At 61.6% G+C, this 23,619-nt stretch carries 18 protein-coding genes and 5 pseudogenes; 20 read left to right on the top strand and 3 right to left on the bottom strand.

The window, feature by feature from the left end; translation table 11 throughout:
* The first annotated feature begins 13 nt into the window (after positions 1-13).
* The 5 genes and pseudogenes from OMP38_RS21820 (at position 14) to OMP38_RS21840 (ending at position 4,925) form a co-directional block, all read left to right on the top strand.
* Positions 14-922: a fumarylacetoacetate hydrolase family protein gene (locus tag OMP38_RS21820; protein ID WP_277567011.1), complete on the top strand. Its 909-nt coding sequence runs from the start codon at positions 14-16 to the stop codon at positions 920-922.
* A 184-nt stretch (positions 923-1,106) separates the two neighbouring features.
* The gene (gene lepA, locus OMP38_RS21825; protein WP_277567012.1) at positions 1,107-2,921 is read left to right on the top strand and encodes a translation elongation factor 4; all 1,815 of its coding nucleotides are present in this window, start codon (positions 1,107-1,109) and stop codon (positions 2,919-2,921) included.
* Positions 2,922-2,945: 24 nt separating this feature from the next.
* Positions 2,946-3,137: a hypothetical protein gene (locus tag OMP38_RS21830; protein WP_277567013.1), complete on the top strand. Its 192-nt coding sequence runs from the start codon at positions 2,946-2,948 to the stop codon at positions 3,135-3,137.
* A gap of 90 nt (positions 3,138-3,227) precedes the next feature.
* Positions 3,228-4,407: pseudogene (hemW, locus tag OMP38_RS21835) on the top strand (radical SAM family heme chaperone HemW).
* A 260-nt stretch (positions 4,408-4,667) separates the two neighbouring features.
* Complete coding sequence (locus OMP38_RS21840; RefSeq protein WP_277567014.1) at positions 4,668-4,925, top strand: YkgJ family cysteine cluster protein; 258 nt, start codon at positions 4,668-4,670, stop codon at positions 4,923-4,925.
* A gap of 50 nt (positions 4,926-4,975) precedes the next feature.
* Here OMP38_RS21840 and OMP38_RS36135 read toward each other — a convergent pair.
* Both OMP38_RS36135 and OMP38_RS21850 read right to left on the bottom strand, forming a co-directional pair.
* Positions 4,976-6,190: pseudogene (locus OMP38_RS36135) on the bottom strand (MFS transporter).
* A gap of 25 nt (positions 6,191-6,215) precedes the next feature.
* Positions 6,216-7,001, bottom strand: coding sequence for a TrmB family transcriptional regulator (locus OMP38_RS21850; RefSeq protein ID WP_277567015.1), 786 nt, complete (start codon positions 6,999-7,001; stop codon positions 6,216-6,218).
* Between the two features lie 219 nt (positions 7,002-7,220).
* On the opposite strand from OMP38_RS21850, the pseudogene OMP38_RS21855 reads away from it, so the two are divergent.
* From OMP38_RS21855 to deoC, 13 genes and pseudogenes are all read left to right on the top strand, one after another.
* Positions 7,221-7,690: pseudogene (locus OMP38_RS21855) on the top strand (N-acetyltransferase).
* Positions 7,691-7,839: 149 nt separating this feature from the next.
* Positions 7,840-8,866: pseudogene (hrcA, locus tag OMP38_RS21860) on the top strand (heat-inducible transcriptional repressor HrcA).
* A gap of 57 nt (positions 8,867-8,923) precedes the next feature.
* Positions 8,924-9,481, top strand: coding sequence for a nucleotide exchange factor GrpE (grpE, locus tag OMP38_RS21865; RefSeq protein WP_420869738.1), 558 nt, complete (start codon positions 8,924-8,926; stop codon positions 9,479-9,481).
* Between the two features lie 55 nt (positions 9,482-9,536).
* Positions 9,537-11,387: a molecular chaperone DnaK gene (gene dnaK, locus OMP38_RS21870; RefSeq protein ID WP_277567017.1), complete on the top strand. Its 1,851-nt coding sequence runs from the start codon at positions 9,537-9,539 to the stop codon at positions 11,385-11,387.
* A gap of 118 nt (positions 11,388-11,505) precedes the next feature.
* Positions 11,506-12,624 carry a molecular chaperone DnaJ gene (dnaJ, locus tag OMP38_RS21875; RefSeq protein ID WP_277567018.1) on the top strand — a complete coding sequence of 373 codons (1,119 nt, stop codon included), beginning with the start codon at positions 11,506-11,508 and terminating at the stop codon, positions 12,622-12,624.
* A gap of 359 nt (positions 12,625-12,983) precedes the next feature.
* Positions 12,984-13,136: a YfhD family protein gene (locus OMP38_RS21880; protein ID WP_277567019.1), complete on the top strand. Its 153-nt coding sequence runs from the start codon at positions 12,984-12,986 to the stop codon at positions 13,134-13,136.
* A 6-nt stretch (positions 13,137-13,142) separates the two neighbouring features.
* Positions 13,143-13,493: a hypothetical protein gene (locus OMP38_RS21885; RefSeq protein WP_277567020.1), complete on the top strand. Its 351-nt coding sequence runs from the start codon at positions 13,143-13,145 to the stop codon at positions 13,491-13,493.
* Between the two features lie 345 nt (positions 13,494-13,838).
* Positions 13,839-15,104, top strand: coding sequence for a tyrosine--tRNA ligase (gene tyrS, locus OMP38_RS21890; protein WP_277567616.1), 1,266 nt, complete (start codon positions 13,839-13,841; stop codon positions 15,102-15,104).
* Between the two features lie 87 nt (positions 15,105-15,191).
* Positions 15,192-16,193, top strand: a complete 1,002-nt coding sequence (gene prmA / locus OMP38_RS21895) for a 50S ribosomal protein L11 methyltransferase (protein ID WP_277567021.1) — start codon at positions 15,192-15,194, stop codon at positions 16,191-16,193.
* Positions 16,190-16,873, top strand: coding sequence for a site-2 protease family protein (locus OMP38_RS21900; RefSeq protein WP_277567022.1), 684 nt, complete (start codon positions 16,190-16,192; stop codon positions 16,871-16,873). The genes prmA and OMP38_RS21900 overlap by 4 nt, the downstream gene beginning before the upstream one ends.
* A gap of 153 nt (positions 16,874-17,026) precedes the next feature.
* A complete protein-coding gene (locus OMP38_RS21905) occupies positions 17,027-17,998 on the top strand; it encodes an RsmE family RNA methyltransferase (RefSeq protein WP_338130607.1) in 972 nt (323 codons plus the stop codon).
* On the top strand, positions 17,908-19,197 hold the full coding sequence (gene mtaB / locus OMP38_RS21910; protein ID WP_338130645.1) for a tRNA (N(6)-L-threonylcarbamoyladenosine(37)-C(2))-methylthiotransferase MtaB: 1,290 nt from the start codon (positions 17,908-17,910) through the stop codon (positions 19,195-19,197). The genes OMP38_RS21905 and mtaB overlap by 91 nt, the downstream gene beginning before the upstream one ends.
* 16 nt (positions 19,198-19,213) lie before the next feature.
* Positions 19,214-20,356 (top strand): deoxyribose-phosphate aldolase, encoded by a 1,143-nt coding sequence (gene deoC, locus OMP38_RS34960; RefSeq protein WP_338130608.1) that lies wholly within the window; start codon positions 19,214-19,216, stop codon positions 20,354-20,356.
* 23 nt (positions 20,357-20,379) lie between these two features.
* On the opposite strand, the gene OMP38_RS21925 is transcribed toward deoC, so the two are convergent.
* A complete protein-coding gene (locus OMP38_RS21925) occupies positions 20,380-21,363 on the bottom strand; it encodes a Na/Pi symporter (RefSeq protein WP_277567024.1) in 984 nt (327 codons plus the stop codon).
* Positions 21,364-21,485: 122 nt separating this feature from the next.
* On the opposite strand from OMP38_RS21925, the gene OMP38_RS21930 reads away from it, so the two are divergent.
* Together OMP38_RS21930 and OMP38_RS34965 are read left to right on the top strand one after the other, a co-directional pair.
* On the top strand, positions 21,486-22,904 hold the full coding sequence (locus OMP38_RS21930) for a class I SAM-dependent rRNA methyltransferase (protein WP_277567025.1): 1,419 nt from the start codon (positions 21,486-21,488) through the stop codon (positions 22,902-22,904).
* Positions 22,905-23,082: 178 nt separating this feature from the next.
* A pseudogene (locus OMP38_RS34965) lies at positions 23,083-23,619 on the top strand (hypothetical protein); the annotation flags it as partial.

A 23,619-nucleotide genomic window follows, 5' to 3' on the forward strand; every position in this document is an offset into this window, starting at 1 on the left:
GAAGGAATAGACTTTGAAGCTGGTTAACTATTGGGACGAGGACGGAGCGCTTAAGCTGGGCATCGTCGAAAAAGATCGCTTGCTGGACGTCGAGCGGATGACGGCGGGATTGGAGACGGCTTGGTCCGCCCGGTCGACCGACGAGTTAATCGGTTTGGGCGGCGAAGGACTTGCGACGCTCGCGGATCGAATCGAAGAAGCGCTCGGCGATGAGACGCTGGTTCAGGCAGCCACGCTGAAACTGGAAGCGACGAGATGGGCGCCTTGCGTTACAAAGCCGGGGAAAATCATCTGCGTCGGCTTGAACTACAGAAAGCACGCGGAGGAAACCGGGGCACAGATACCGGCCTTCCCGATCCTCTTCAACAAATTTTCCAACGCTCTGGCCGCCCACGAAGCGCCGATCCGCGTCCCGGACGTCACTTCCAAGATGGACTACGAAGCGGAGCTGGGCATCGTCATCGGGAAAACCGCATTTAACGTGAGCGAGGACGATGCGCTGGACTACGTGTACGGTTACTGCGCAGCAAATGACCTGTCGGCACGGGATTTGCAGCTTCGCACCTCCCAATGGCTGCTCGGCAAAAGCCTCGACGGCTTTTGCCCGCTGGGACCTTGGCTTGTCACCGCGGACGAAGTCGGCGATCCGAACCGGCTGGAGATCCAGAGCTTCGTGAACGGAGAGCGGCGGCAGAACTCCAACACGAGCGACATGATCTTCGATTGTAAAACAGTCGTCAGCTACATCAGCAAGCACATGACCCTGCAGCCTGGCGACGTCATTTTGACGGGAACGCCAGAAGGCGTAGTCATGGGGTATCCGGAGGAGCGCCAAGTTTATTTGAAGACCGGCGACAAGGTGGAGATCCGGATCGAGAAGCTAGGTACCCTTACCAACGTTCTGATCGGATCCGGAGATTAGATCCGCATTAGTAGAAGAAGCTTCATGCTCGCGGCGCGTGTCGGCCTTAGTTCGCTAAGGGCATGCGCCGTTTTTGCGCGTTCAATCATCGCCATACGCCGCGATTGCCGCTCCAAGGCGCTGCTGATATAATAGATGGGATAGCCGGACAACGGCATGAACGGTGGAGGTAAGGACAAAGAAGATGGCAGACATCCAACACAAGCAAAGCCATATTCGCAATTTTTGCATCATTGCGCATATCGACCACGGCAAGTCTACGCTGGCCGACCGCATTTTGGAATATACGGGCACGCTGACCGCGCGCGAAATGCAGGACCAGGTGCTCGACTCGATGGACCTCGAGCGCGAGCGCGGCATCACGATCAAGCTGCAGGCCGTCCGTCTCAAGTACAAGGCCGATGACGGCGAGATTTACACGCTGCACCTGATCGATACGCCCGGACACGTCGACTTCACGTACGAAGTGTCGCGGAGTCTCGCCGCCTGCGAAGGCGCGCTGCTGATCGTCGACGCCGCGCAAGGGATCGAAGCCCAGACGTTGGCGAACGTGTACCTGGCGTTGGACAACAACCTGGAGATCCTGCCGGTCATCAACAAGATCGACCTTCCGAGCGCAGAGCCCGAACGCGTCAAGCAGGAGGTCGAGGACGTCATCGGCCTCGACGCCAGCGAAGCGGTGCTCGCGTCCGCGAAAAACGGCATCGGGATCAAGGAGATTCTCGAGCAGGTCGTGCACAAGGTGCCGGCGCCGCAGGGCGATCCAGAAGCGCCGCTCAAGGCGCTCATTTTCGACTCCTATTACGATGCGTACAAGGGCGTCATCTGCTACATCCGCGTCATTGACGGCAAGCTGCGCGCAGGCACGCCGATCAAGTTCATGGCGACGGGCGCGACGTTCGACGTCGTCGAAGTCGGCACGTTCATGCCGCGCTCGACGATCGTGGACGAGCTCGGACCGGGCGACGTCGGCTTCGTGACGGCGTCGATCAAAAACGTGAAGGACACGCGCGTGGGCGATACGATCACGAACGCCAAGCGGCCGACGGCCGAAGCGCTCCCGGGCTACCGCGGCATCAACCCGATGGTGTTCTGCGGCCTGTACCCGATCGAGTCGTCGGACTACAACGACCTGCGCGACGCGCTCGAGAAGCTCGAGCTGAACGACGCCTCGCTGCGATTCGAGCCCGAGACGTCGCAGGCGCTCGGCTTCGGCTTCCGCTGCGGCTTCCTCGGCATGCTTCACATGGAGATCATCCAGGAGCGGATCGAGCGGGAGTTCAACATACCGCTTATTACGACCGCGCCGGGCGTCGTTTACAAAGTCACGCTGACGAATGGCACGCAGATGGACATCTCGAACCCTTCGGAGTATCCGGAAGCAGGCAAGCTGGACTTCGTCGAAGAGCCTTACGTCAAAGCGTCGATCATCGTGCCGAAGGATTACGTCGGGGCGATCATGGAGCTCTGCCAGGGCAAGCGCGGCGAGTTCATCGACATGCAGTACCTCGACGCGAACCGCGTCACGCTGAAGTACGATATTCCGCTCGCGGAGATCGTCTACGACTTTTTCGACCAATTGAAATCTAGCACCAAGGGCTATGCGTCCTTCGACTACGAGCTGACGGGCTATCGTCAGTCTAGCCTGGTCAAGATGGATATCCTGCTCAACGGCGAGCAGGTCGACGCTTTGTCCTTCATCGTTCACCGGGACCGCGCCTACCAGCGCGGACGCGTTATTTGCGAGAAGCTGAAGGACCTGATCCCGCGTCAGATGTTCGAGGTGCCGATCCAGGCGGCCGTCGGCCAGAAGATCGTCTCCCGCGAGACGATCAAGGCGATGCGCAAAAACGTCTTGGCCAAATGCTACGGCGGCGACATCTCGCGGAAGCGCAAGCTGCTCGAGAAGCAAAAGGAAGGCAAAAAGCGCATGAAGCAGGTCGGCAACGTCGAAGTGCCGCAGGAAGCGTTCATGGCGGTATTGAAGCTGGACGATTAGCGTTTGAAACGGAGGCGCGGCGTTATGGCCATCGTGCCGATCTATGCTGGCGAACAAATGCTGATCAGCGCGGACCCGGCCAAAGGGCATGTTCATATCGAGATGTCCAGCACGGGTTACCGGGAACGATACGTATCCCTGTACGTCGAACGGGCGGAGGAATTGCAGGAGATCATCGACGCCCTCGTCCGAGCCAAACAACACCTTACAGACTAACGATTGCGGCAAGCTCTCCGTAGGACAAGGTCCCGGGGGAGCTTTTGCTTCCTTTGAGCACGTATCGCCGCATCCGAGAGGAGCTTGACTATGACCACAACCGCGACGGTGCCGCCGCTTCACGCGTGGACGCCCCGGGCGCTCTATATACACATTCCGTTTTGCACGAACAAATGCTATTACTGCGACTTTAACTCCTACGTGGCCGCCGGCCAGCCGATCGACGCCTATCTGGACGCGTTGGAGCGGGAAATGGAAAATACGGTCAAGGTGCTTCCGCCCGAGACGATCGGCAAAATATTCGTCGGCGGCGGCACGCCCACCGTGCTGAATCCCGTTCAGATGACGCGTTTTCTCGAATCGGTAAATCGTCATTTTCCGATCGTGCCCGGCGCCGAGTTCACGATGGAAGCGAACCCCGGCACGACCGATCCGGACAAGCTAGCGGCGATGCGCGCGGGCGGCGTCAATCGGATCAGCTTCGGCGCGCAGACGTTCGACAATAAACTGCTCGCAGCGATCGGCCGAATTCACGAGGCGGACGATGTGGTTAACAGCATCGCGAACGCCAAGGCGGCCGGCTTCACGAACTTGTCAATCGACCTCATGTTCGGACTGCCGCGGCAGACGCTGCAGCAGCTGGCGGACAGCGTGGAGCGGGCTCTGGAGCTCGACTTGCCGCATTACTCGCTGTACAGCTTAAAAGTGGAAGAGAACACGCTGTTCCATCGTCTGTATGAGCGGGGGAGAGCTGCCATTGCCGGAGGAGGACGTCGAAGTCGAGATGTTCGCGCATTTGCGGCGCCGGCTGACAGAGGCCGGTTACGGACATTACGAGATCAGCAACTTCGCCCGTCCCGGTTTCGAGAGCCGGCACAACTCCGCTTATTGGCACAACGAGCCTTATTATGGGCTCGGAGCAGGCGCACACGGATATGCGCTGGGCGAGCGGCATCTGAATATAAAAGGCGTGCAGCCATATATCGACGCAGCGTTAAAGGGGCTGCCTCGTCTTGAGCGCAACGCCGTGCCTGTCAAGGAAGCGATGGAAGACTTCATGATGGTGGGGCTGCGCCTGCGGGCCGGCGTGCGAGATGCCGACTTCGCGCTTCAATTCGGCGGAGCGAGCTTGATCGACGTGTTCGGCCCGGTGCTGGACAAGCTGCTGGCGCAGGAGCTGCTCGAACGAACGCCGGAGGATGACGGCTACCGGCTAAGCGAAGCGGGCGTGCCGCTCGGCAACGAGGTGTTCGGGGCGTTCTTGGCGTAAGGGACTGTAGCCATGGCTGAACGGAAGCTGAATTAGCCGGAAAAACCGTGCAGCTCAGGGCGAACTGGGCTTCGGAAGCCGAATTAGCCGGAAAAACCGTGCAGCTCAGGGCGAACTGGGTTTCGGAAGCTGAGTTAGCCGGAAAAACCGTGCAATTCAAGGCGATCTGGGTTTCGGAAGCCGAGTTAGCCGGAAAAACCGTCCAACTGCGATGCGAGAGGTGCCGCGAGGGTTGAGACATTGCGGAGGAGGGGATCGATTTGGAGTGCAGGCCAGGCTGCGGCGCGTGCTGCATCGTCGTCTCGATCTCTTCGCCGATCCCCGGGATGCCGGACGGCAAGCCGGCAGGCGTGCGATGCGTGCAGCTTACCAAAGACAACCGTTGCTCGATTTTCGGTCTCCCCGAACGGCCTGCCGTATGCGGACAGCTTCAAGCGTCCGCCGAGATGTGCGGCGCGCGGGACGAAGATGCGTTCGCATACTTGGCGGAGCTGGAGCGGCTGACGGCGCCGAGATAGCCTATACAAGAAGAGCCCTTGCGCGCGCAAGGGCTCTTTTCGTTATCCACTCACCGCCCTCTTAGCTCCGCATCCTTTGGCAGCAGCAGCGTGAATATGCCGAGCAGCGGCAGATAGGCGCAAATATGCATGACCGTCGATATGCTGGTGTGGTCGGCGATCTCGCCGAGCAGGGCGGAGCCGAGTCCGCCGAGGCCGAACGCGAGGCCGAAGAAGAGCCCGGATACGAGGCCGATCTTGCCCGGCAGCAGCTCCTGCGCGTAGACGACGATGATCGAGAAGGCGGAGGAGAGCACGAACCCGGCGCAAACGCACAATACGGCGGACCAGAACGGGTCGGCATAAGGAAGCGCGATCGAGAAAGGCGCAGTGCCGAGAATCGACAGCCAGATGATATTGCGCCGGCCGAACCGGTCGGCGAGCGGGCCGCCGATGAACGTGCCGGCCGCGGAGGCGACGAGGAACGCGAACAAATACCATTGCGCCGCCTGCGCGCCGACGCCGAAGTCGTCAATTAAGTATAGCGAGTAGAAGCTCGTAAAGCTGGATAAGTATACATGCTTGGAGAAAACGAGCAAGATCAGAATGCCGACCGACATGCGAACTTTACCGACCGTGAGCTTGCCGGTCGATTGAAGAGGCTGCGCCGCCTTTTTCGGCTTGGGCGCCGCGCCGACCGCGGCGTACCAGCGCGCGACCAGCGTCTGCAGCACGATGCCCGCCGCGGCGGCGACGATGAACAATAGGACCCCCTTTTGTCCAAGGGGGAATGAAGATGGTGGCGGTCATGACGGGACCGAGCGAGCTGCCGATATTGCCGCCCACCTGGAAGATCGACTGCGCCAATCCCCGGTTGTTGCCCGCGGCAAGGTAAGCGACGCGCGAAGATTCGGGATGAAACGCGGCCGAGCCGATGCCGATGGCCGTGACGGATAGCAGGATGGTCGCGAAGTTCGGCGCGAGCGCGAGCATGACGACGCCGAGCAGCGTGAAGCAGACGCCGAGCGGCAAGATGAAGGGGCGCGGCTTTTTTATCCGCGAACCAGCCGACGATCGGCTGCAAAAAAAGATGCGGTAATATTCATCATAAAAGCGATGAGGCCGATCTGGCCGTAACTCAGGTGCTGCGATTCGCGCAGTACCGGGAACAGCGCGGTGACGGTCGATTGCATCGAATCGTTGAGCAAATGAACCGTGCTGATCATGTAGAGGATCGGAAAAACGGTAGCGCTGACGGGCAGCGCGCGTGCGACTGCGGTTTTCATGAGCGAGGCTCTCTCCCTTTATTCTTCATTCGAGTCCGTATTCGTCGCGATAACGTTCGAGCAGATTCTCGTAGTCCCCGCCGTAGGCGCGTTCGAGCTCGGGTCCGAAGTCTCGCTCGATGTCCATCATCATGACGTCGTGTTGGAACGCCTGCTTGAGGACATGCGCGACGGCGGGGTGGTTCGTCTCGAGTGCGGCCGACTTGCCCGCGGCGCCGAAGCTGCCGATAAATCCTTCTTGCCAGTCGCACAATACATAATAATCGCGCGCCTCTTGGGGCAGCCACATCTCCATCCGCTTGTGCGTCCGCACGTGCCGCAGCTTGGACCTGACTTGGCCCAGCGTGATCGCCACGACGACGACGCCTCTCGCTTCGGCTTCCAGCAGAAGCGGCTCGAACTCCGCGAAGTCCTCGCTCCAGATGTCGACGACGATCGAGCGTTCCGCGCTTGCGATCATGCGCCGGAGAGACGAGCGGATGTTGGTTTCGCCGGCCCAATTATAAAAGGAAGCAGCCGCAGGCTTCGGCTTCAGCGCCTTGACGAGGACGTCCGCGATCTCGTCGAATTCGGAGCGCAGCATGCGGATGACCTGGCCGATCGGCACGGCGCCGTACATCACCGGATCTCCGTCCGCGGCTCTGCATACGCCTTTGTCCACGAGGGACCGAAGCGCCGCGTAGACGTTGGTCCGCGATACCGAGACGCGTTTGGCCACCTCGTAGCCGGAGAGGGACGGTTCTTCGTGAAGCGCCAGGTAGCAGCGCGCTTCCAGCTCGGATAGACCGAGCCGTTTTAACCTTTCGATCATGGCAAGCACGCCTTTCCCGTAGTCGTATTTAAAAATACCACTCTTTGATCGCTATTATGATGGGGTAATGAATATATTGTCAATCCCGATTTGCAATTCGGTCGCAAGACGCGGATTCGCCTTAAAAAATGGTGTTGAGAATTCATTCGTATTCATGTATATTTATTCACATCATCTTATTAGCGGGCGCCATCGGCGCGGACGGAAAGTAGGGAGACCATGAACACAACGATCGTGAGCCGCAAGGCGAGGCCGGAAGACGTCGAGGCGCTTTTCGAATTGATTCAGGGATATGCGGAAAAGGGCATTATGCTTCCGCGATCGAGAGAAGCCCTGCTGCGCCATATCGATTCTTTTGTCGTGGTCGAGGATGCCGGCAAGCTGATCGGCTGCGGTTCGTTGTTCCGTCTGGGCTCTGATTTGGTCGAGATCCGTTCGCTCGGGATGAGCGAAGGATACAAGGGCATGGGCATCGGCTCGCGCATCGTCGACGCGCTGATCAGCGAAGCCCGCCGCATGAATATACCGAAGGTCATGGCGCTTACGTATGAAGTGAAGTTCTTTTTTGAAAAACGGCTTCACCGTCGTCGAAAAAAGAGATTTTTCCGGAAAAAGTATGGACGGACTGCGTGCACTGCAGCAAGCGCAACAACTGCGACGAGATCGCGGTCGTACGTATATTGGAATAGCAGGCTGAGCCCAATCGGGCGTTCGCCCTAATCTATGCCAAACCGCTTCGGTCGTCTTGACACGGCAGGCGCGGTTTGGTATTTTTGTATTAGTGATTAGCACTCATGATCGTTGAGTGCTAACGACGGCGAGGAGGGGGGAACGATTCATGCTCAGCGAGCGTCAACGTATGATTTTAAGCGCCATTGTAGACGACTATATTCGCTCGGCCGAGCCTGTCGGCTCGCGCAGCATCTCCAAGCGCAGCGATGTCTCGTTCAGCCCCGCCACCATCCGCAACGATATGGCCGATCTGGAGGAGCTTGGGCTGCTCGAGCAGCCGCATACGTCGGCCGGCCGCATTCCTTCCATTAAGGGATATCGTTATTACGTGGATCATCTGATCCGGCTCGGCGGCGTTAAGGAGCAGGACGTCAAGCGTCTTCGCGGCCTGGTCGCGGAGAAGATGAATCACTGGGAGGGCGCCGTCAGTCATGCCGCGACGATCGTGTCGCAGCTGACCAATTATACGTCGATCGTGCTCGGACCGGACTCGTTTCATACGAGCCTCAAGCACTTCCAGCTGCTGCCGCTGACCGATACGACGGCGGTCGCCATCGTCGTCGCCAATACGGGGCATGTGGAGCATCGGACCATCACGCTGCCCGAGGGCGTGAGCATGGACGATATGCGCCGAATCGCAGGCCTGCTCAACGACAAGCTGACCGGCGTTCCTTTTTTACAAGGTGAAGACGGTGCTGTATACCGAGGTGGCCAACGAGCTTAGCAGTTACATCGACCATTGCGAGCATATATTGACCCTGCTCGAGGATACGCTGAAGGAAGAGACCGAGCCCAAGGTATACCTGAGCGGCGCGACCAACATCTTGACGCAGCCGGAGTTCAAGGACGTCGACAAGGTCAAAGGAATTTTGGACGTGCTCGAGGAGACGCCGCGCTTGATGCAGCTGTTTCAGTCGTTGTCCGAAGGGATACAGGTACGCATAGGGACGGAAAACGGCGTAGAGGCGATCAACCAATGCAGTCTCGTGACGGCGACGATCACCGCGGACGGCCATTTGCTCGGCACGATCGGCATCTTGGGGCCGACGCGAATGGAGTACGGCAAGGTCATCGGCCTGCTGGATTATTTGTCCGGGGATTTGACCCGTCTATACAACCGATTGTACAAATAACGCATAATCACGCAAAATGATCTGGATGAGGAAGGAGCCGGAGCAATGGATCAGGATTTGAAGCAGGAGCCGCACCTGGACGCGTCGGAGCAAGCCGTTCCGGAGACGGAAGAAACGACCTGGGCCCAGGCGGACCAAGACGAACAAGCGTCGGCAGCGCCGGAGGAAGCCCGGTTCGAGGAGCTTAAGCGCCAGGCAGAGGAGGCGTACCAGCGCCAGCTTCGGGTGCAGGCCGACTTCGACAACTATCGGCGCCGCACGCTGAAGGAGACGGCCGACCTGCAGAAGTACGCTTCGCTCAAGCTTGTGACGAACCTGCTCCCCGTGCTCGACAACTTCGGGCGCGCGCTGCAGACCTCGTCCGAGGGCTCGGAGAGCGATTCGTTCGTGAAGGGCATCGATATGATCAACCGCCAGCTCTGGCAGGTGCTTGAAGCCGAAGGGCTGAAGGCGATGGAGCCGGTCGGCCAGCCGTTCGATCCCGAACTTCACCAGGCGATCATGCAGGTGGAGTCCGAGGAATACGAAGAAGGCATCGTCGTCGAGGTCGTCCAACCGGGCTATTGGCTGAGCGACAAGGTCATCCGTCCCGCCATGGTCAAGGTTAGCGGGTAACTTTTACTTAACCGAATTTCAAATTCACGTATTTTAAGACTGGAGGACTTGAATCATGAGCAAAGTTATCGGCATTGACCTGGGTACCACCAACTCTTGCGTAGCGGTCATGGAGGGCGGCGAAGCTGTCGTCATCCCGAATCCGGAAGGCAACCGCACCACCCCGTCCGTCGTCGGCTTCAAGAAGGACGGAGAGCGCATCGTAGGCGATACGGCGAAGCGCCAGGCGATCACCAACCCTGACCGCACCGTCATCTCGATCAAGCGCCACATGGGCACGAACCACAAGGAGACGATCGACGGCAAGGACTATTCGCCGCAAGAAATCTCCGCGATCATTCTGCAAAAGCTGAAAGCCGACGCCGAAGCTTATCTCGGCCAGACGGTATCGCAAGCCGTCATCACCGTTCCGGCCTATTTTAACGACAGCCAGCGTCAAGCCACGAAGGACGCCGGCGCCATCGCGGGCCTCGAAGTGCTGCGTATCGTCAACGAGCCGACGGCTGCAGCGCTTGCATACGGTCTCGAAAAAGCCGAAGACCAGACGATCCTCGTGTTCGACCTTGGCGGCGGTACGTTCGACGTCAGTATCCTCGAGCTCGGCTCCGGCTTCTTCGAAGTCAAAGCGACGAGCGGGGACAATCACCTGGGCGGCGACGACTTCGACCAAGCGGTCATGGAATGGCTGTCCGCCGAGTTCAAGAAGGAGCAGGGCATCGATCTGCTGAAGGACAAATCGGCCGTTCAGCGTCTGAAGGACGCAGCCGAAAAGGCGAAGAAGGAACTGTCCGGCGTTCTGCAAACGACGATCTCCCTGCCGTTCATCACCGTTGTCGACGGCGTGCCGCAGCACTTGGAGATGAACCTGACGCGCGCCAAGTTCGACGAGATCACGTCTTCGCTCGTCGAGCGTACGATGGGCCCGACCCGTCAAGCGATGTCCGACGCGGGACTGTCCGCTTCGCAAATCGACAAGATCGTGCTGGTCGGCGGTTCTACGCGGATCCCGGCGGTTCAGGAAGCGATCAAGCGCCTGACCGGCAAAGAGCCGCACAAGGGCGTTAACCCGGACGAAGTCGTCGCGCTCGGCGCCGCGGTCCAAGCGGGCGTCCTGACGGGCGACGTCAAGGACGTCGTGCTGCTCGACGTCACCCCGCTGTCGCTCGGCATCGAGACCGCGGGCGGCGTCCTGACGAAGATGATCGACCGCAACACGACGATCCCGACGAGCAAGTCCCAAGTGTTCTCCACCTTCGCTGACAATCAGACGCAGGTCGAGATCCACGTGCTCCAAGGCGAGCGCGCCATGGCGAAGGACAACAAGACGCTCGGCCGCTTCAACCTGACGGACATCCCGCTGGCGCCGCGCGGCGTGCCGCAGATCGAAGTGACGTTCGATATCGACGCCAACGGCATCGTGAACGTCTCCGCGCTCGACAAGGGCACGGGCAAGAGCCAGAAGATCACGATCACGTCTTCGGGCGGTCTCTCCAAGGAAGAGATCGAGCGCATGCAGAAGGAAGCCGAGCTGCACGCCGAAGAAGACAGCAAGCGCCGCGAGCTGATCGAAGCGAAGAACGGCGCGGACCAGCTGATCTATGCGGCCGACAAGGCCGTCAAGGATCTCGGCGACAAGGTCGACGCCTCCGAGACCGCGAACGTCGAAGCGGCGAAGGAAAAGGTCAAGAAGGCGCTCGAGAGCGACAATCTCGACGAGATCAAAGCCGCTTCCGACGAGCTGTCCGGCATCGTGCAGCAGCTGTCCGTCAAGGTTTACGAGCAAGCGGCGCAAGAAGCCCAAGCCGCGCAAGGCGAAGCCGGCGGCGCTGACGCAGGTTCCTCTTCCGCGAAGAAGGACAACGTCGTCGACGCCGACTACGAAGTCGTGGACGAAGACAAGAAATAAAGCATAGATAGCCGGCTGCCGGCGGCAGCGAGTAGTCAAAGCCGGTTCCGCTTGGCGTTGCCTCTACGGCGCGCGGCGGAACCCGCTTTGACTTTGTCATGGAGATGGAGGTTGAATAGTGGCGGACAAAAGAGATTTTTATGAGGTGCTAGGCGTCGGCAAGGGCGCATCCGCGGACGAGATCAAAAAGGCTTACCGCGGCCTCGCCCGCAAGTATCACCCCGACGTGAACAAGGCGGCCGACGCGGAGGCCAAGTTCAAGGAAGTCAAGGAAGCGTACGATACGTTGAGCGACGATCAGAAGCGCGCCAGGTACGACCAGTTCGGCCATGAAGACCCGATGGCGGGCATGGGCGGCGGACAGGGCGACTTCGGCGGCGGCTTCGGCGACATTTTCGATATGTTTTTCGGCGGCGGCGGCGGCCGGCGCGACCCCAATGCGCCGCAGCGCGGCAACGATCTTCAATACACGATGACGATCGAGTTCAAGGAAGCCGTCTTCGGCAAGGAGCTCGACATCACGATCCCGCGCACCGAGAGCTGCGACCACTGTCACGGCAGCGGCGCCGAGCCGGGCTCCAAGGTCGACAACTGTCCGACCTGCCGCGGCACCGGGCAGCAGGAAGTCGCGCAGAATACGCCGTTCGGACGTATCGTCAACCGCAGAACGTGTTCGACCTGCGGCGGGCGCGGCAAGATTATCAAAGACCGCTGCAAAGTTTGTTCCGGCAGCGGCCAGGTGAAAAAACAGCGCAAAATTCACGTTAAAATTCCGGCGGGCGTGGACGACGGCTCGCAGCTTCGCGTGAGCGGCGAGGGCGAAGGCGGGACGCGAGGCGGACCTGCGGGCGACCTGTACGTCGTGCTGCGCGTGAAGGCGCACGACTTTTTCGAGCGCGACGGCGACGACATTTACTGCGAGGTTCCGCTGACGTTCGCGCAGGCGGCGCTCGGCGACGAGATCGAGATTCCGACGCTGACCGAGAAGGTCAAGCTCAAGATTCCCGCGGGCACGCAGACCGGCACGTATTTCCGCCTCAAAGGCAAAGGCGTGCCGAAGCTGCGGGGCTACGGACAAGGCGACCAGCACGTCAAAGTGACGGTCGTCACGCCGACGAATCTGAACGACGCGCAGCGCGAGCTGCTTCGCGAATTCGGATCCACGACGGGCGAGTCCACCCACGAGCAGCACCAGTCGATTTTCGAGCGCATGAAAAAAGCGATTTTGGGCGATTAGTCCGATTGGAAGAGAAGCCGATTCCCCCGCTAATGAGCGCGAAATGGGGAGTCGGCTTCTTTTGCGCCTACGCGCTTATAGCTACGCATTCCACGCATTCCACGCATCCCACGCATCCTTCGGCATTCCTTTACGGACACGGATCCGCTAGACTCGCTTCATCGGGTCGATATCGACGAGGCCGTTAGCCCGTCACATACAGCCGCTTACTAGAAATAGCGTTTTCTCCGTCCGTCCGTGCTCGCGGATCCCCGCATGGCCGCGCAATCTGCCCTCCCCGCGCATAAGCCGCCGCCGATGGCGCATCCTATACGGCGACTGCATGTTTTATAATAGCCATTACGGGAGGATCAATATCGATGGGCAAACGGAACAAGCGCAACGAGCAGTTACCCGTCGCCAGAGCCGAGGACGTCGAGTTCGCGGCGGATCGCGCGGACGCGGACGATCTGGAAGCGCTGCAGCGCTCGGAGGAAGCCGACCGCCGGGCGCAGCAGTACGAAGGGACGTGAGCGGACGTGGACAAGACGACGCTTGAAGCGAGCTTCGACTCGCAGGAGGAAGCGGAAGCCGCCGTTCGCAAGCTAACGGCGCTTCGCGGAGACCGCTTCCGCATGGAGAGCGCGGCGGCGGGCGCGGACTTCGGGTCCAAGGCAAGCCGCAAGGACGCGATCGCGAGCGGCGTTGCCAGCGCGATGCTGTACGGCGGCGCGGAGCTAGAGGCGGCCGAAGAGCTCGGGTCGGGCGCGGCGGAGTACAGCCCGGCGGCATCGAAGGCGGCCGCGATCCATCTGACCGCGGACATTCCCGGCGAATCCGTCGAGCAGGCGCGCAGAGTCATACAAGACACGGGCGGCACCCTCGCTTAACGATTGAGGTTGACAGCGCCCCTTAATATCAATAAACTGTCTGTAACTCATATGCGTTTACGTTGAAGGAATCAGTAGCTGCCTCGTCTCTGTCTCAGAAAGCCGGGGGGTCGATGAGACCCGGTACACACGCTGGCCAGCGAATTACGTTCTGGAGTAACCCGGGTAATGCCGGGCGGCATGGCGATCGATATCTCGCCGAGAGCGGCATCCATGGCGCGCCTTCGCGCGGCGTTCATCGGTGCAATTTGGGTGGTAACGCGGTGGTCCAATCGTCCCTTATGTCTATTTAGACAAGGGACGATTTTTTATTTTCAGACAAGGGGAGCGGTACTAGCGATGAGCATGAACATTATCGACGAACTCGAATGGCGCGACGCGATCAATCAACAGACGGATGCGGAAGGCCTTCGCGAATTGACGTCCCAGAAAGCGGTCTCGCTGTACTGCGGCGTAGATCCGACGGGCGACAGCATGCATATCGGGCATTTGATCCCGTTCATGGTGCTGAAGCGGTTCCAGCTGGCCGGCCACCGTCCGGTCATCCTGATCGGCGGCGCGACCGGCACGATCGGCGATCCGAGCGGACGCACGACCGAACGCTCGCTGCAGACGCTGGAGCAGATCCAGGCGAACGTGGAGGCGCTGGCGGCACAGCTCACCAAGCTGTTCCTGACGGAAGACACGAGCCAAGCGCCGATGCGCATCGTCAACAACTACGATTGGACGCACAAGATCAACGTCATCGAATTTTTGCGCGACTACGGCAAAAACTTTAGCATCAATTCGATGCTGGCCAAGGACGTCGTGGCGAGCCGGCTCGACAGCGGCATTTCCTTTACCGAATTCTCGTACCAGATCCTGCAATCGCTCGACTTCCTCCACTTGTTCAAGGAAGAGGACGTCCAGCTTCAGATCGGGGGCTCCGATCAGTGGGGCAACATCACGAGCGGTCTCGATTTGATTCGCAAAAAGGAAGGCGCGGAGGCCAAGGCGTTCGGCCTGACGATCCCGCTTATGCTGAAGGCCGACGGCACGAAGTTCGGCAAGACGGCGGGCGGCGCGGTATGGCTGGACCCGAACAAGACGACGCCGTACGAGTTTTACCAGTTCTGGGCCAACACCGACGACCGCGACGTGGTCAAGTACCTCAAGTACTTCACATTCCTGTCCAAGGAAAGGATCGATGAGCTGGCCGAGAAGGTGCAGACCGAGCCGCATAAACGAGAGGCGCAAAAAACGCTCGCCGAGGAAATGACGCGGTTCGTGCACGGCGACGATCTGCTTGAACAGGCCAAGCGCATCACGGATGCGCTGTTCAGCGGCGATATCAAGGCGCTGACCGCCGACGAGATCGAGCAGGGCTTCAAGGAGATGCCGACGTTCGAAGCGACGCCTGAAGCGAAAAACATCGTCGACTGGCTGGTGGATCTGAAGATCGAGCCTTCCAAGCGCCAGGCGCGCGAGGACATCACCAAAGGCGCGATCTACTTGAACGGCGAACGCGTCAGCGATCTGGAGCTGGAAGTGTCGGCGAGCCACGCGATCGGCGGCAAGTTCGTCATCATCCGCAAGGGCAAGAAAAACTACAGTTTGGTGAAAATCGTCTAGCAAGTCGTTCGGCTCGCGTTTTGCTTCCCGTTCCGGGCTAGATGTATAATGGGGGCTAACGACGAGTCGTCTAGGGGGGAAACGGAATTGCGTTGGTTTGAAATTACGATCGTAGCAAACGAGCAGGCACAAGAAATGGTCGCTCATTATATGCATGAATTGGGCGCAGGCGGCGTATCCATAGAGGAATCATGGTCGCCCGACAAGCCGCGGGATACGTCGCTCGGGCAGTGGTACGACAAGCCGCTGAACGATATTCCGGCGGGGCTGGCCGTCATCGCCGGTTATTTCCCGGAAGACATCTACGGAGATACGCTTGTCGCCGAGCTGACCGAGCTGCTGCGCGGCTTGCCGGAGTTCGGCTACGACGCCGGGGACTTTACTGTGCAGACCCGCGAGGTGAACGAGGACGACTGGGCGCATGCCTGGAAAAAGTACTTCAAGCCGCTGCCGGTATCCGAGCGGCTGACGATTAAGCCGACCTGGGAGGACTATACGCCGCGCGAGGACGAACTCATCATCGAGCTCGATCCGGGCATGGCGTTCGGCACCGGGACGCATCCGACGACGGCGCTCTGCCTGCGTACGCTCGAAGGAGCGATCAAGGCGGGCGACACCGTCATCGACGTCGGCACCGGCTCCGGCATTCTCGCGATCGGCGCGATGAAGCTCGGCGCCTCGCGCGTGCTTGCGCTCGACCTGGATCCGGTGGCGGTGTCCAGCGCGACGGAAAACGTGAAGCTGAACGGCCTGCAGAACGACATCGAAGTGCGGCTGAGCGATCTGCTCGGCGTGCTGCGCGACGGAGAAGCCGCGGACGGCAACCCCGCCGCATCCGCTTCGAGAGTCGTGCCGCCCGTCGACCTGGTCGTCGCCAATATCCTCGCGGAGATCATTTTGCTTTTCATCGCGGATGTTTTCGACGTGTTAAAGCCGGGCGGGATCTATATCGCAAGTGGCATTTACAAGAACAAAGAAGAGGACGTCGAGGCGGGATTGCTCGCGGCCGGCTTCGAGATCGTCGATCGCGTGCGGCAGGACGATTGGATCGCCTTCGTCTGCGGCAAACCGAAGGGTGAGGACGAATGAGCTTTTTTTGGTTCCCGTTGAACGAACTGCCGTTCGTCCTGCTGACGATGCTCGTCGCGTTTACCGTGCACGAGTTCGCGCACGCATGGACGGCTTACAAGTTCGGCGATCCGACCGCCTACGAGCAGGGCCGCGTCACGCTGAACCCGATGGCGCACCTCGATCTGTTCGGCATCCTTTTCCTGCTCGTGGCCGGCTTCGGCTGGGCGAAGCCGGTGCCGGTCCGGCGCAGCCGGTTCAAGCGGCCGCGCCTGATGAGCATCGCGGTCACGGCGGCGGGTCCGATCAGCAACCTGCTGCTGGCCTTCGTCGGTTTGTTTATTTATCTCCTGCTCGTCAAGCTCGGCGCGCTCGATCAGTTCGCGACGCGGGAAACCGTATGGACGTTTTTCAGCTATTTCGTGCCGATTAACGTGATGCTGTTCCTGTTCAACCTGATCCCGCTGCCGCCGCTCGACGGCTACCGGATCGTCGAGGAGTTCGCGCCGCTGCGGCTTCGGCTCAAGATGATGCAGTTCGAGCAGTGGGGCATGTTCTTATTCCTGTTGTTCGTGTTCCTGCCGCCGCTCAAGGCGGTGACGCTGACGCCGCTTTTCTCGCTGGGCCGCCCAATCATCGACGGGATGACGGATGCGATCCTCAATCTGCTTCAGATCTCATCTCCTTTCTTGCAGGTCTAATGCCTCATCTTGGAAAAAGAACTTCCGGTTTCGCGGCTTGCGCGGGACGGAGGTTCTTGTTTATTTGTCCGCCTATGGCCGCCGACCTGCCGCCGGCGTCGCGCGGCCGCGCCCGAAGCTAGCGCCTAAGCGCGTTTCGAGGTATGATGGACGGTGGAACTTGAATCGATCGTGGAGGCTTCAAGCGAATGCAGCGTTACTTTATCGATCCCGGCCAGATCGACGGCGAGGCCGTCGTGCTGCTGGGGGGAGGATGCCAGGCATCTGTCAACCGTCATGCGGGCGAAGGCCGGCGACGAATTCATCGCCTGCGACGGGTCCGGCCGGGAGTGCTTGGCCGAGATCGTGAACATAGAGGGCGGACGCGTCGAAGCGCGCGTCTTGCGCGCGCGCGCGTCCGAGGCGGAGATGGCTTGGCGCGTCACGGTCGCCCAGAGCCTGCCCAAGGGCGACAAGCTCGAGACGGTCATCCAGAAGGGGACCGAGGCGGGCGCGGCCGCGTTTTTGCCTTTTGTTTCGAAGCGCACCGTCGTTCAGTACGACGCGCGCAAGGAAGCGAAGCGGCTCGATCGCTGGCGAAAGATCGCCAAGGAGGCGGCCGAGCAGGCGCATCGCGGCATCGTGCCCGAGGTCGAGGAAGTCGCTTCCTGGAAGGGGCTGCTGGCTCGCTTCGGCGGCTTCGACCGCGTGCTGCTTTGTTATGAGGAAGAAGGGCGCAAGGGCGCCGGGCTGAGGCCCGAGCTCGAAGCGTTCGCAAGCCGGCTGCAAAGGGACGCCGAAGGCGCGCCCCGGCCGAAGCTGCTCGTCGTCGTCGGTCCGGAAGGCGGCTTCGACGAGGACGAGGCCAGGCAGGCGGAGGCCGCGGGAGCGGTCTGCGTCGGGCTCGGCAGGCGCATTCTGCGCACGGAGACGGCGGCGCTCGTCGCGCTGGCCGCGATCGGATACGAATCCGGAGAGATGGGGGGAAGCTCGCCATGTCTAAGGTGGCATTTTATACGCTGGGCTGCAAGGTCAACTTCTACGATACGGAAGCGATGTGGCAGCTTTTTAAAAAAGAAGGCTATGAGCAGGTGGACTTCGAGTCGCGCGCGGCCGACGTGTACGTCATCAATACGTGCACGGTGACCAACACCGGCGACAAGAAGAGCCGGCAGATCATCCGGCGCGCCGTGCGCCGCAACCCGGACGCCGTCATCGCGGTGACGGGCTGCTACGCGCAGACGTCGCCCGCGGAGATTCTGGCGATCGAAGGCGTCGATCTCGTCGTCGGCACGCAGGACCGGGACAAGCTCATGACGTACGTTGCGGACATTCAAGCCGAACGCAGGCCGGTGAACGCGGTTCGCAACATTATGAAGACGCGCGAGTTCGAAGAGCTCGACGTGCCCGATTTCGCCGATCATACCCGCGCCTTCCTCAAGATCCAGGAGGGCTGCAACAACTTTTGCACCTTCTGCATCATCCCTTGGTCGCGGGGCCTGTCGCGCAGCCGCAGTCCCGAGAGCGTGCTCGCCCAGGCGCGGCAGCTGGTCGCGTCGGGCTACAAGGAGATCGTGCTGACGGGCATTCACACGGGCGGCTACGGCGACGATCTCGAAAATTACCGGCTCGCCGACCTGCTTCGCGATCTGGATCAGGTAGAAGGGCTGGAGCGGATCCGCATCAGCTCGATCGAGGCCAGCCAGATCGACGACGCGATGATCGAGGTGCTGAACGGCTCGAAAAAAATGTGCCGGCATCTCCACATCCCATTGCAGGCGGGCGACGACGAAGTGCTGAAGCGCATGCGGCGCAAGTACACGACGGCCGAGTTCGCGGACAAGATCCGGCGGATCAAGGCGGCAATGCCGGGCGTGGCGATCACGACCGACGTCATCGTCGGGTTCCCGGGGGAGACGGACGCGCATTACGAGCGCGGCTACCGCTTCATGGAGGAGATCGGCTTCGCGGAGATGCACGTGTTCCCGTATTCCAAGCGGACGGGCACGCCTGCCGCGCGCATGGAGGATCAGGTCGCCGAAGAGGCGAAGCACGCGCGCGTCCAGCAGCTGATCGAGCTGTCCGAGCGCATGCAGGCCGATTATGCGGCGGATTGGGTCGGCGAAGTGCTGGAGATCATACCGGAGCGCGGGGAAAAAGGTCCGGCGGGCAGCGGCCTGATGAGCGGTCATGCGGACAACTATTTGAACGTCGTGTTCAAGGGCGATCCGTCCCTCGTCGGCCAATTGTGCCGGGTGATGATCGTCGAAGGCGGCGCGAACGAATGCCGCGGCGAGCTGGTCGAGGCGCCGGCGACAGGGCTTATGCCTGCCATGCAGGCTTAAATAGGAGGATACGGAAATGTTGGAGATATCGGCAGGCGGCGTCGTATACCGCCAAAACGGCGGCAAAATCGAGATTCAGATGATCGAGGACCGCTTCGGCAAGACGACGCTCGCAAAAGGCAAGATGGAGCCCGGCGAAACGATCGAAGAAACGGCGCTGCGGGAGATCATGGAGGAGACGGGCATCCGGGGAGACATCCGCTCTCCGCTATCCGTCATTCGCTATCAGTATGAATCGGCCGACAGGGCGACCGTTCAAAAAGAAGTTCATTATTATCTCGTCGAGGCCGGCGAGGGCACGCTGCAGGCGCAGATCGAAGAGATCAAGGGCGTCGCCTGGTATTCTCCGGAGGAGAGCTGGCGGCTCCAGCGCAGCGGCGGGTACGACAACAACGACGAGGTGCTGCGCGAAGCGCTTCGCCAGCTCGGCTTCGAGCCGCAGGACGGCCATGTCGTCGCTGCGGGCCGCTTCCCGATCTGGACGCCGGGCCAATCGGTCTCTTCCTTTATCGACCATACGCTGCTCAAGGCGGAGGCACGGACGGCGGATATCGAACAGCTGTGCCAGGAAGCGCTCGCTTATCAGTTCTACAGCGTCTGCGTGAACGGCAGATGGGTGCGGCTCAGCCGCGAACGGCTCGGCGGCACCAATGTCAAAGTATGCGCCGTCGTCGGCTTCCCGCTCGGCGCGGCCGCGACGCGCGCCAAGGCGTTCGAGGCGGCGGCGGCCGTCGAGGACGGCGCCTCCGAGATCGACATGGTGCTGTCGATCGGCAAGCTGCTCGACCGCGACTTCGATTCGGTCCAGCGCGACATCGCCTCGGTCGTGCGCGCCGTGCAGGGCGGCGCCCTCGTCAAGGTGATCCTGGAGACGGGCGCGCTCACGGACGAGCTGAAGCGCGAAGCCTGCCGCCTGTCCGAAGCGGCCGGCGCCGACTACGTAAAGACGTCCACGGGCTTCGGCCCGGGCAAGGCGACGGAAGCGGACATTCGGCTCATGCGTTCGTCCGTGTCCGGTCATGTCGGCGTGAAGGCGTCGGGCGGCGTTCGCGACGCGGCGACCGCCGAAGCGATGCTGCTGGCCGGCGCGAGCCGCATCGGCACGAGCTCGGGCATCGCCATCGTCGGCGGCGACCCGGCGGCGGCCGGCGCGTACTGACATGAGGCGCCTGCGGCGGCCGTTTAAGCGGCTGCGGGCAATGCCGGCTTGGGCGGCGGCTTGAACAGATAAGCGAGCGGCAGCGCCAGCAGCGAACAGGCGACGTTAAAGATCGTCTGCGCGTGCGCGATCTGGGCTGCGGCATTGCCGGGCGCGACGTAGGCTGCGGCCGCGAGCAGCTCGTGCCGAAGCGGGTAGAACAGCAGCACGCCGCCGAAGTTAAGCGCGACCTGCGACAGCGCGACGAGCTTGCCTCCGCGGCTGCCGCCAAGCGAGACGAGGAGTCCGGTCGCGCAGGTGCCGACGTTGGCGCCGAGCACGATCGCGACGGCCGTGTCCGGGCTCATGGCGCCCGCCGACACGAAGCCCATCGACATGCCGATGACCGCGGCGCCGGAGTGGATGAGCGCGGTGAGCACGGCGCCGCCGAGCACGCCGAGCCCGGGCTGCTGCGAGGCCAACTCCATCAAATGCGCGAACGTGCCCTGCCGTTGCAGCAGGGGCCCCATTGTCCGCAGGAGCGCGAAGCCGGCGAGGAGCAGGGCGAAGCCCGCGAGCACCGCCCCGCCGAAGCGGCAGGCTTCGTGCACGCGGCGGGGCAGCGGCGACAGCGCCCGCCACTCGCCGGACATCAGCGACAGGAGCCACAGGCCCGTTCCTGCGCCTAATAGAGGCAAGCCGTAGCGGTGCAGCTCCAGGCTCATGAGCTCCGTCGTCAGGCAGGTGCCGACGTTGGTGCCGAGCAGGATGCCGAAGCAGCGGGCGAAGGGCAGGATGCCGCTGTTGACGAGGCTGATCGTGAGCAGCGTGACGGCGGTTCCGCTTTGCAGCAGCGCGCTCGACGCCGTGCCGAGGGCGAATCCACGAAGCGGCGTCGACGTCGAGCGCGCCACGGCGAGCGCCATGCGGTCGCCGGCCCAGCTTGCGAGCGCGGCCTCCATCACCTTCATGCCGGAGAGCAGCAGCGCGAGGCCGACGACCGACAGCGAGATCAGATATAGCGTCATGGGATCGATTCTCCTTTTGGGATTACATAGCTGCGAACGGCAGGGGGACAGGACCGACCTGTCCCGTCTCGACCATCGTATGCGGCAATCGTACTAGACATGATAGAGAAAGGACTGAGCGCATGCCGACCGACAACAAGCCTTTTGCCGTGCTGAACCGCTCGCGCCGCCCGAGACTGGAGCTCGGGCACCCTTGGATTTTCGCCAATGAGATCGAACGCACCGAAGGCGAGCCGGAAGCGGGCGGCCTGCTGGAGGTTCGCGACCACCGGGGACAATTTCTGGCGACCGGCTACTGGAACCCCGCTTCGCAGATCTCGATCCGGATCGTGGCTTACGGGACGCTGGACGCGATGGACGAAGCCTTCTTCGAAGCGCGCTTCCGCGCATGCCTGGACTACCGCGAGCGGTTCGCGCCGGGCGACGAATCGTGCAGGCTCGTATTCGGCGAAGCGGACTTCCTGCCGGGCCTCGTCGTCGACCGGTTCGACGGCGTGCTCGTCGTTCAGGTGCTGACGCTGGGCATGGACAAAGCCCGCGAAGCGTGGCTGCCCGCCTTGGTGCGCGTGTTCGCGCCGAAGGGCGTGTACGAGCGCAGCGACGTCGGCGTCCGCACGCTCGAAGGGCTCGAGGAGCGCACGGGCGTCCTGTACGGCGATTGTCCGCGTTACTTGCGGATCGTGGAGAACGGCCTTTCCGTCCAGGTCGATATCGAAGGCGGCCAGAAAACCGGCTACTTCTTCGACCAGCGGGAAAATCGGGCGGCGATCGAGCCGCTGATGAAGGGCTGGGGCAAACGGAGCGGCATATCGGTAGAGGAGCGCGCGACGGAAGAGGGCGTCAGGCCCGTGCCCGTCAACGCCAACGGCAGCGTCGTCACGTTCCCGTACTGGGACGGCGCCACCGTGCTGGAGTGCTTCGCGCATACCGGCAGCTTCACGCTCCACGCTTGCAAATACGGCGCCAAGCGCGTCACTTGCCTGGACATTTCGGAGCACGGTATCGATACCGCCAGGACCAATGTAGCAACCAACGGCTTCGAAGACCGCGTCGAGTTCGTCGTCGCGGATGCGTTCGAGTATTTGCGCGAGCAGGTCAAAGGGCGCGAAGAACGCGCGGCAAGAGCCGGCGCAGGAGCGGAGGGCGCTGCCAAAGCCGGCAAGGCAGCGGCTAAAGTCGACACCTCTAAACCGCTGACCAAGCAGGGGCGCACGTGGGACGTCATCATCCTTGATCCGCCGGCGTTCGCCAAGACGAAGCGCGCCGTGCCCGGCGCCATCCGCGGCTACAAGGACATCAATCTGCAGGCCATGAAGCTGATCAACGAGGGCGGATACCTGGTCACGGCGAGCTGCTCGTACCATGTGCGTCCGGAGCTCTTCATGGAGACGCTGCTCGAAGCCGCGCGCGACGCGGGCAAAGTGTTGCGGCGCATCGTCTGGACCGGCGCCGGACGCGATCATCCGCAGCTGGTCGGCGTCGAAGAAGGGCATTACCTGAAGTTCGGCATTTTCGAAGTCAGGAGCCGCAAAGAGCTGTGATCGCATGCGCGCCGGCCGTCCGTTCCGCTACCCGCGGGGCGGGCGGTCCGTTTATTTTGCGGTGCGAACGTCTGTGCGGGTGTGTTACAATGTTCGCTAGAATCGGTTCAACTGACAGACTAGCATCGCTCGAATCGACGGATCGAAATTCAACTGTACGGAAAGGGGGGCGTGGGCCGTGAAGCTGAGATTGATCGCGGGCCGCTCGGGCAGCGGCAAATCGCATCTGATCAAGTCGGAGATCGCGGAGCGGATCGCGCAGGATCCCGCAGGGCCGCCGCTTCTGCTGATCGTGCCCGAGCAGGCGACCTTCCAGACCGAGTACGCGCTGGCCTCCGCACCGGGCTCGCGGGGTTTCATGCGCCTGCAGGTATTGAGTTTCAGGCGTCTCGCGTTTCGGGTCATGCAGGAGGCCGGAGGCTCGGCCGTCGTGCCGATCGCGGACGACGGGAAAACGATGCTGATCCACAAAGCGCTCGTCCGCCGGCAGGCGGAGCTTAAGCTTTACCGCAGCGGCGCGGGAGGGGCTACCTTGGCCGAGCGGATTGGCGAGCTGCTCACGGAATGGAAGCGGTACGGCACGGACCCGGCCGCGATAAGCTCGGTGCCGCTGGCCGGCCGCGGCGGCATACATTCCGCCGGCTTGGACCGCGAGGGGCCGGCAGGCGCCGCGGAGCAGGCGGCAGCTGCCGCCGAAGGCTTGCTGTCGGACAAG

Origin of the sequence: Cohnella ginsengisoli (genome assembly GCF_029525555.1) — a bacterium.
Classification (GTDB): Bacteria; Bacillota; Bacilli; order Paenibacillales; family Paenibacillaceae; genus Cohnella; species Cohnella ginsengisoli.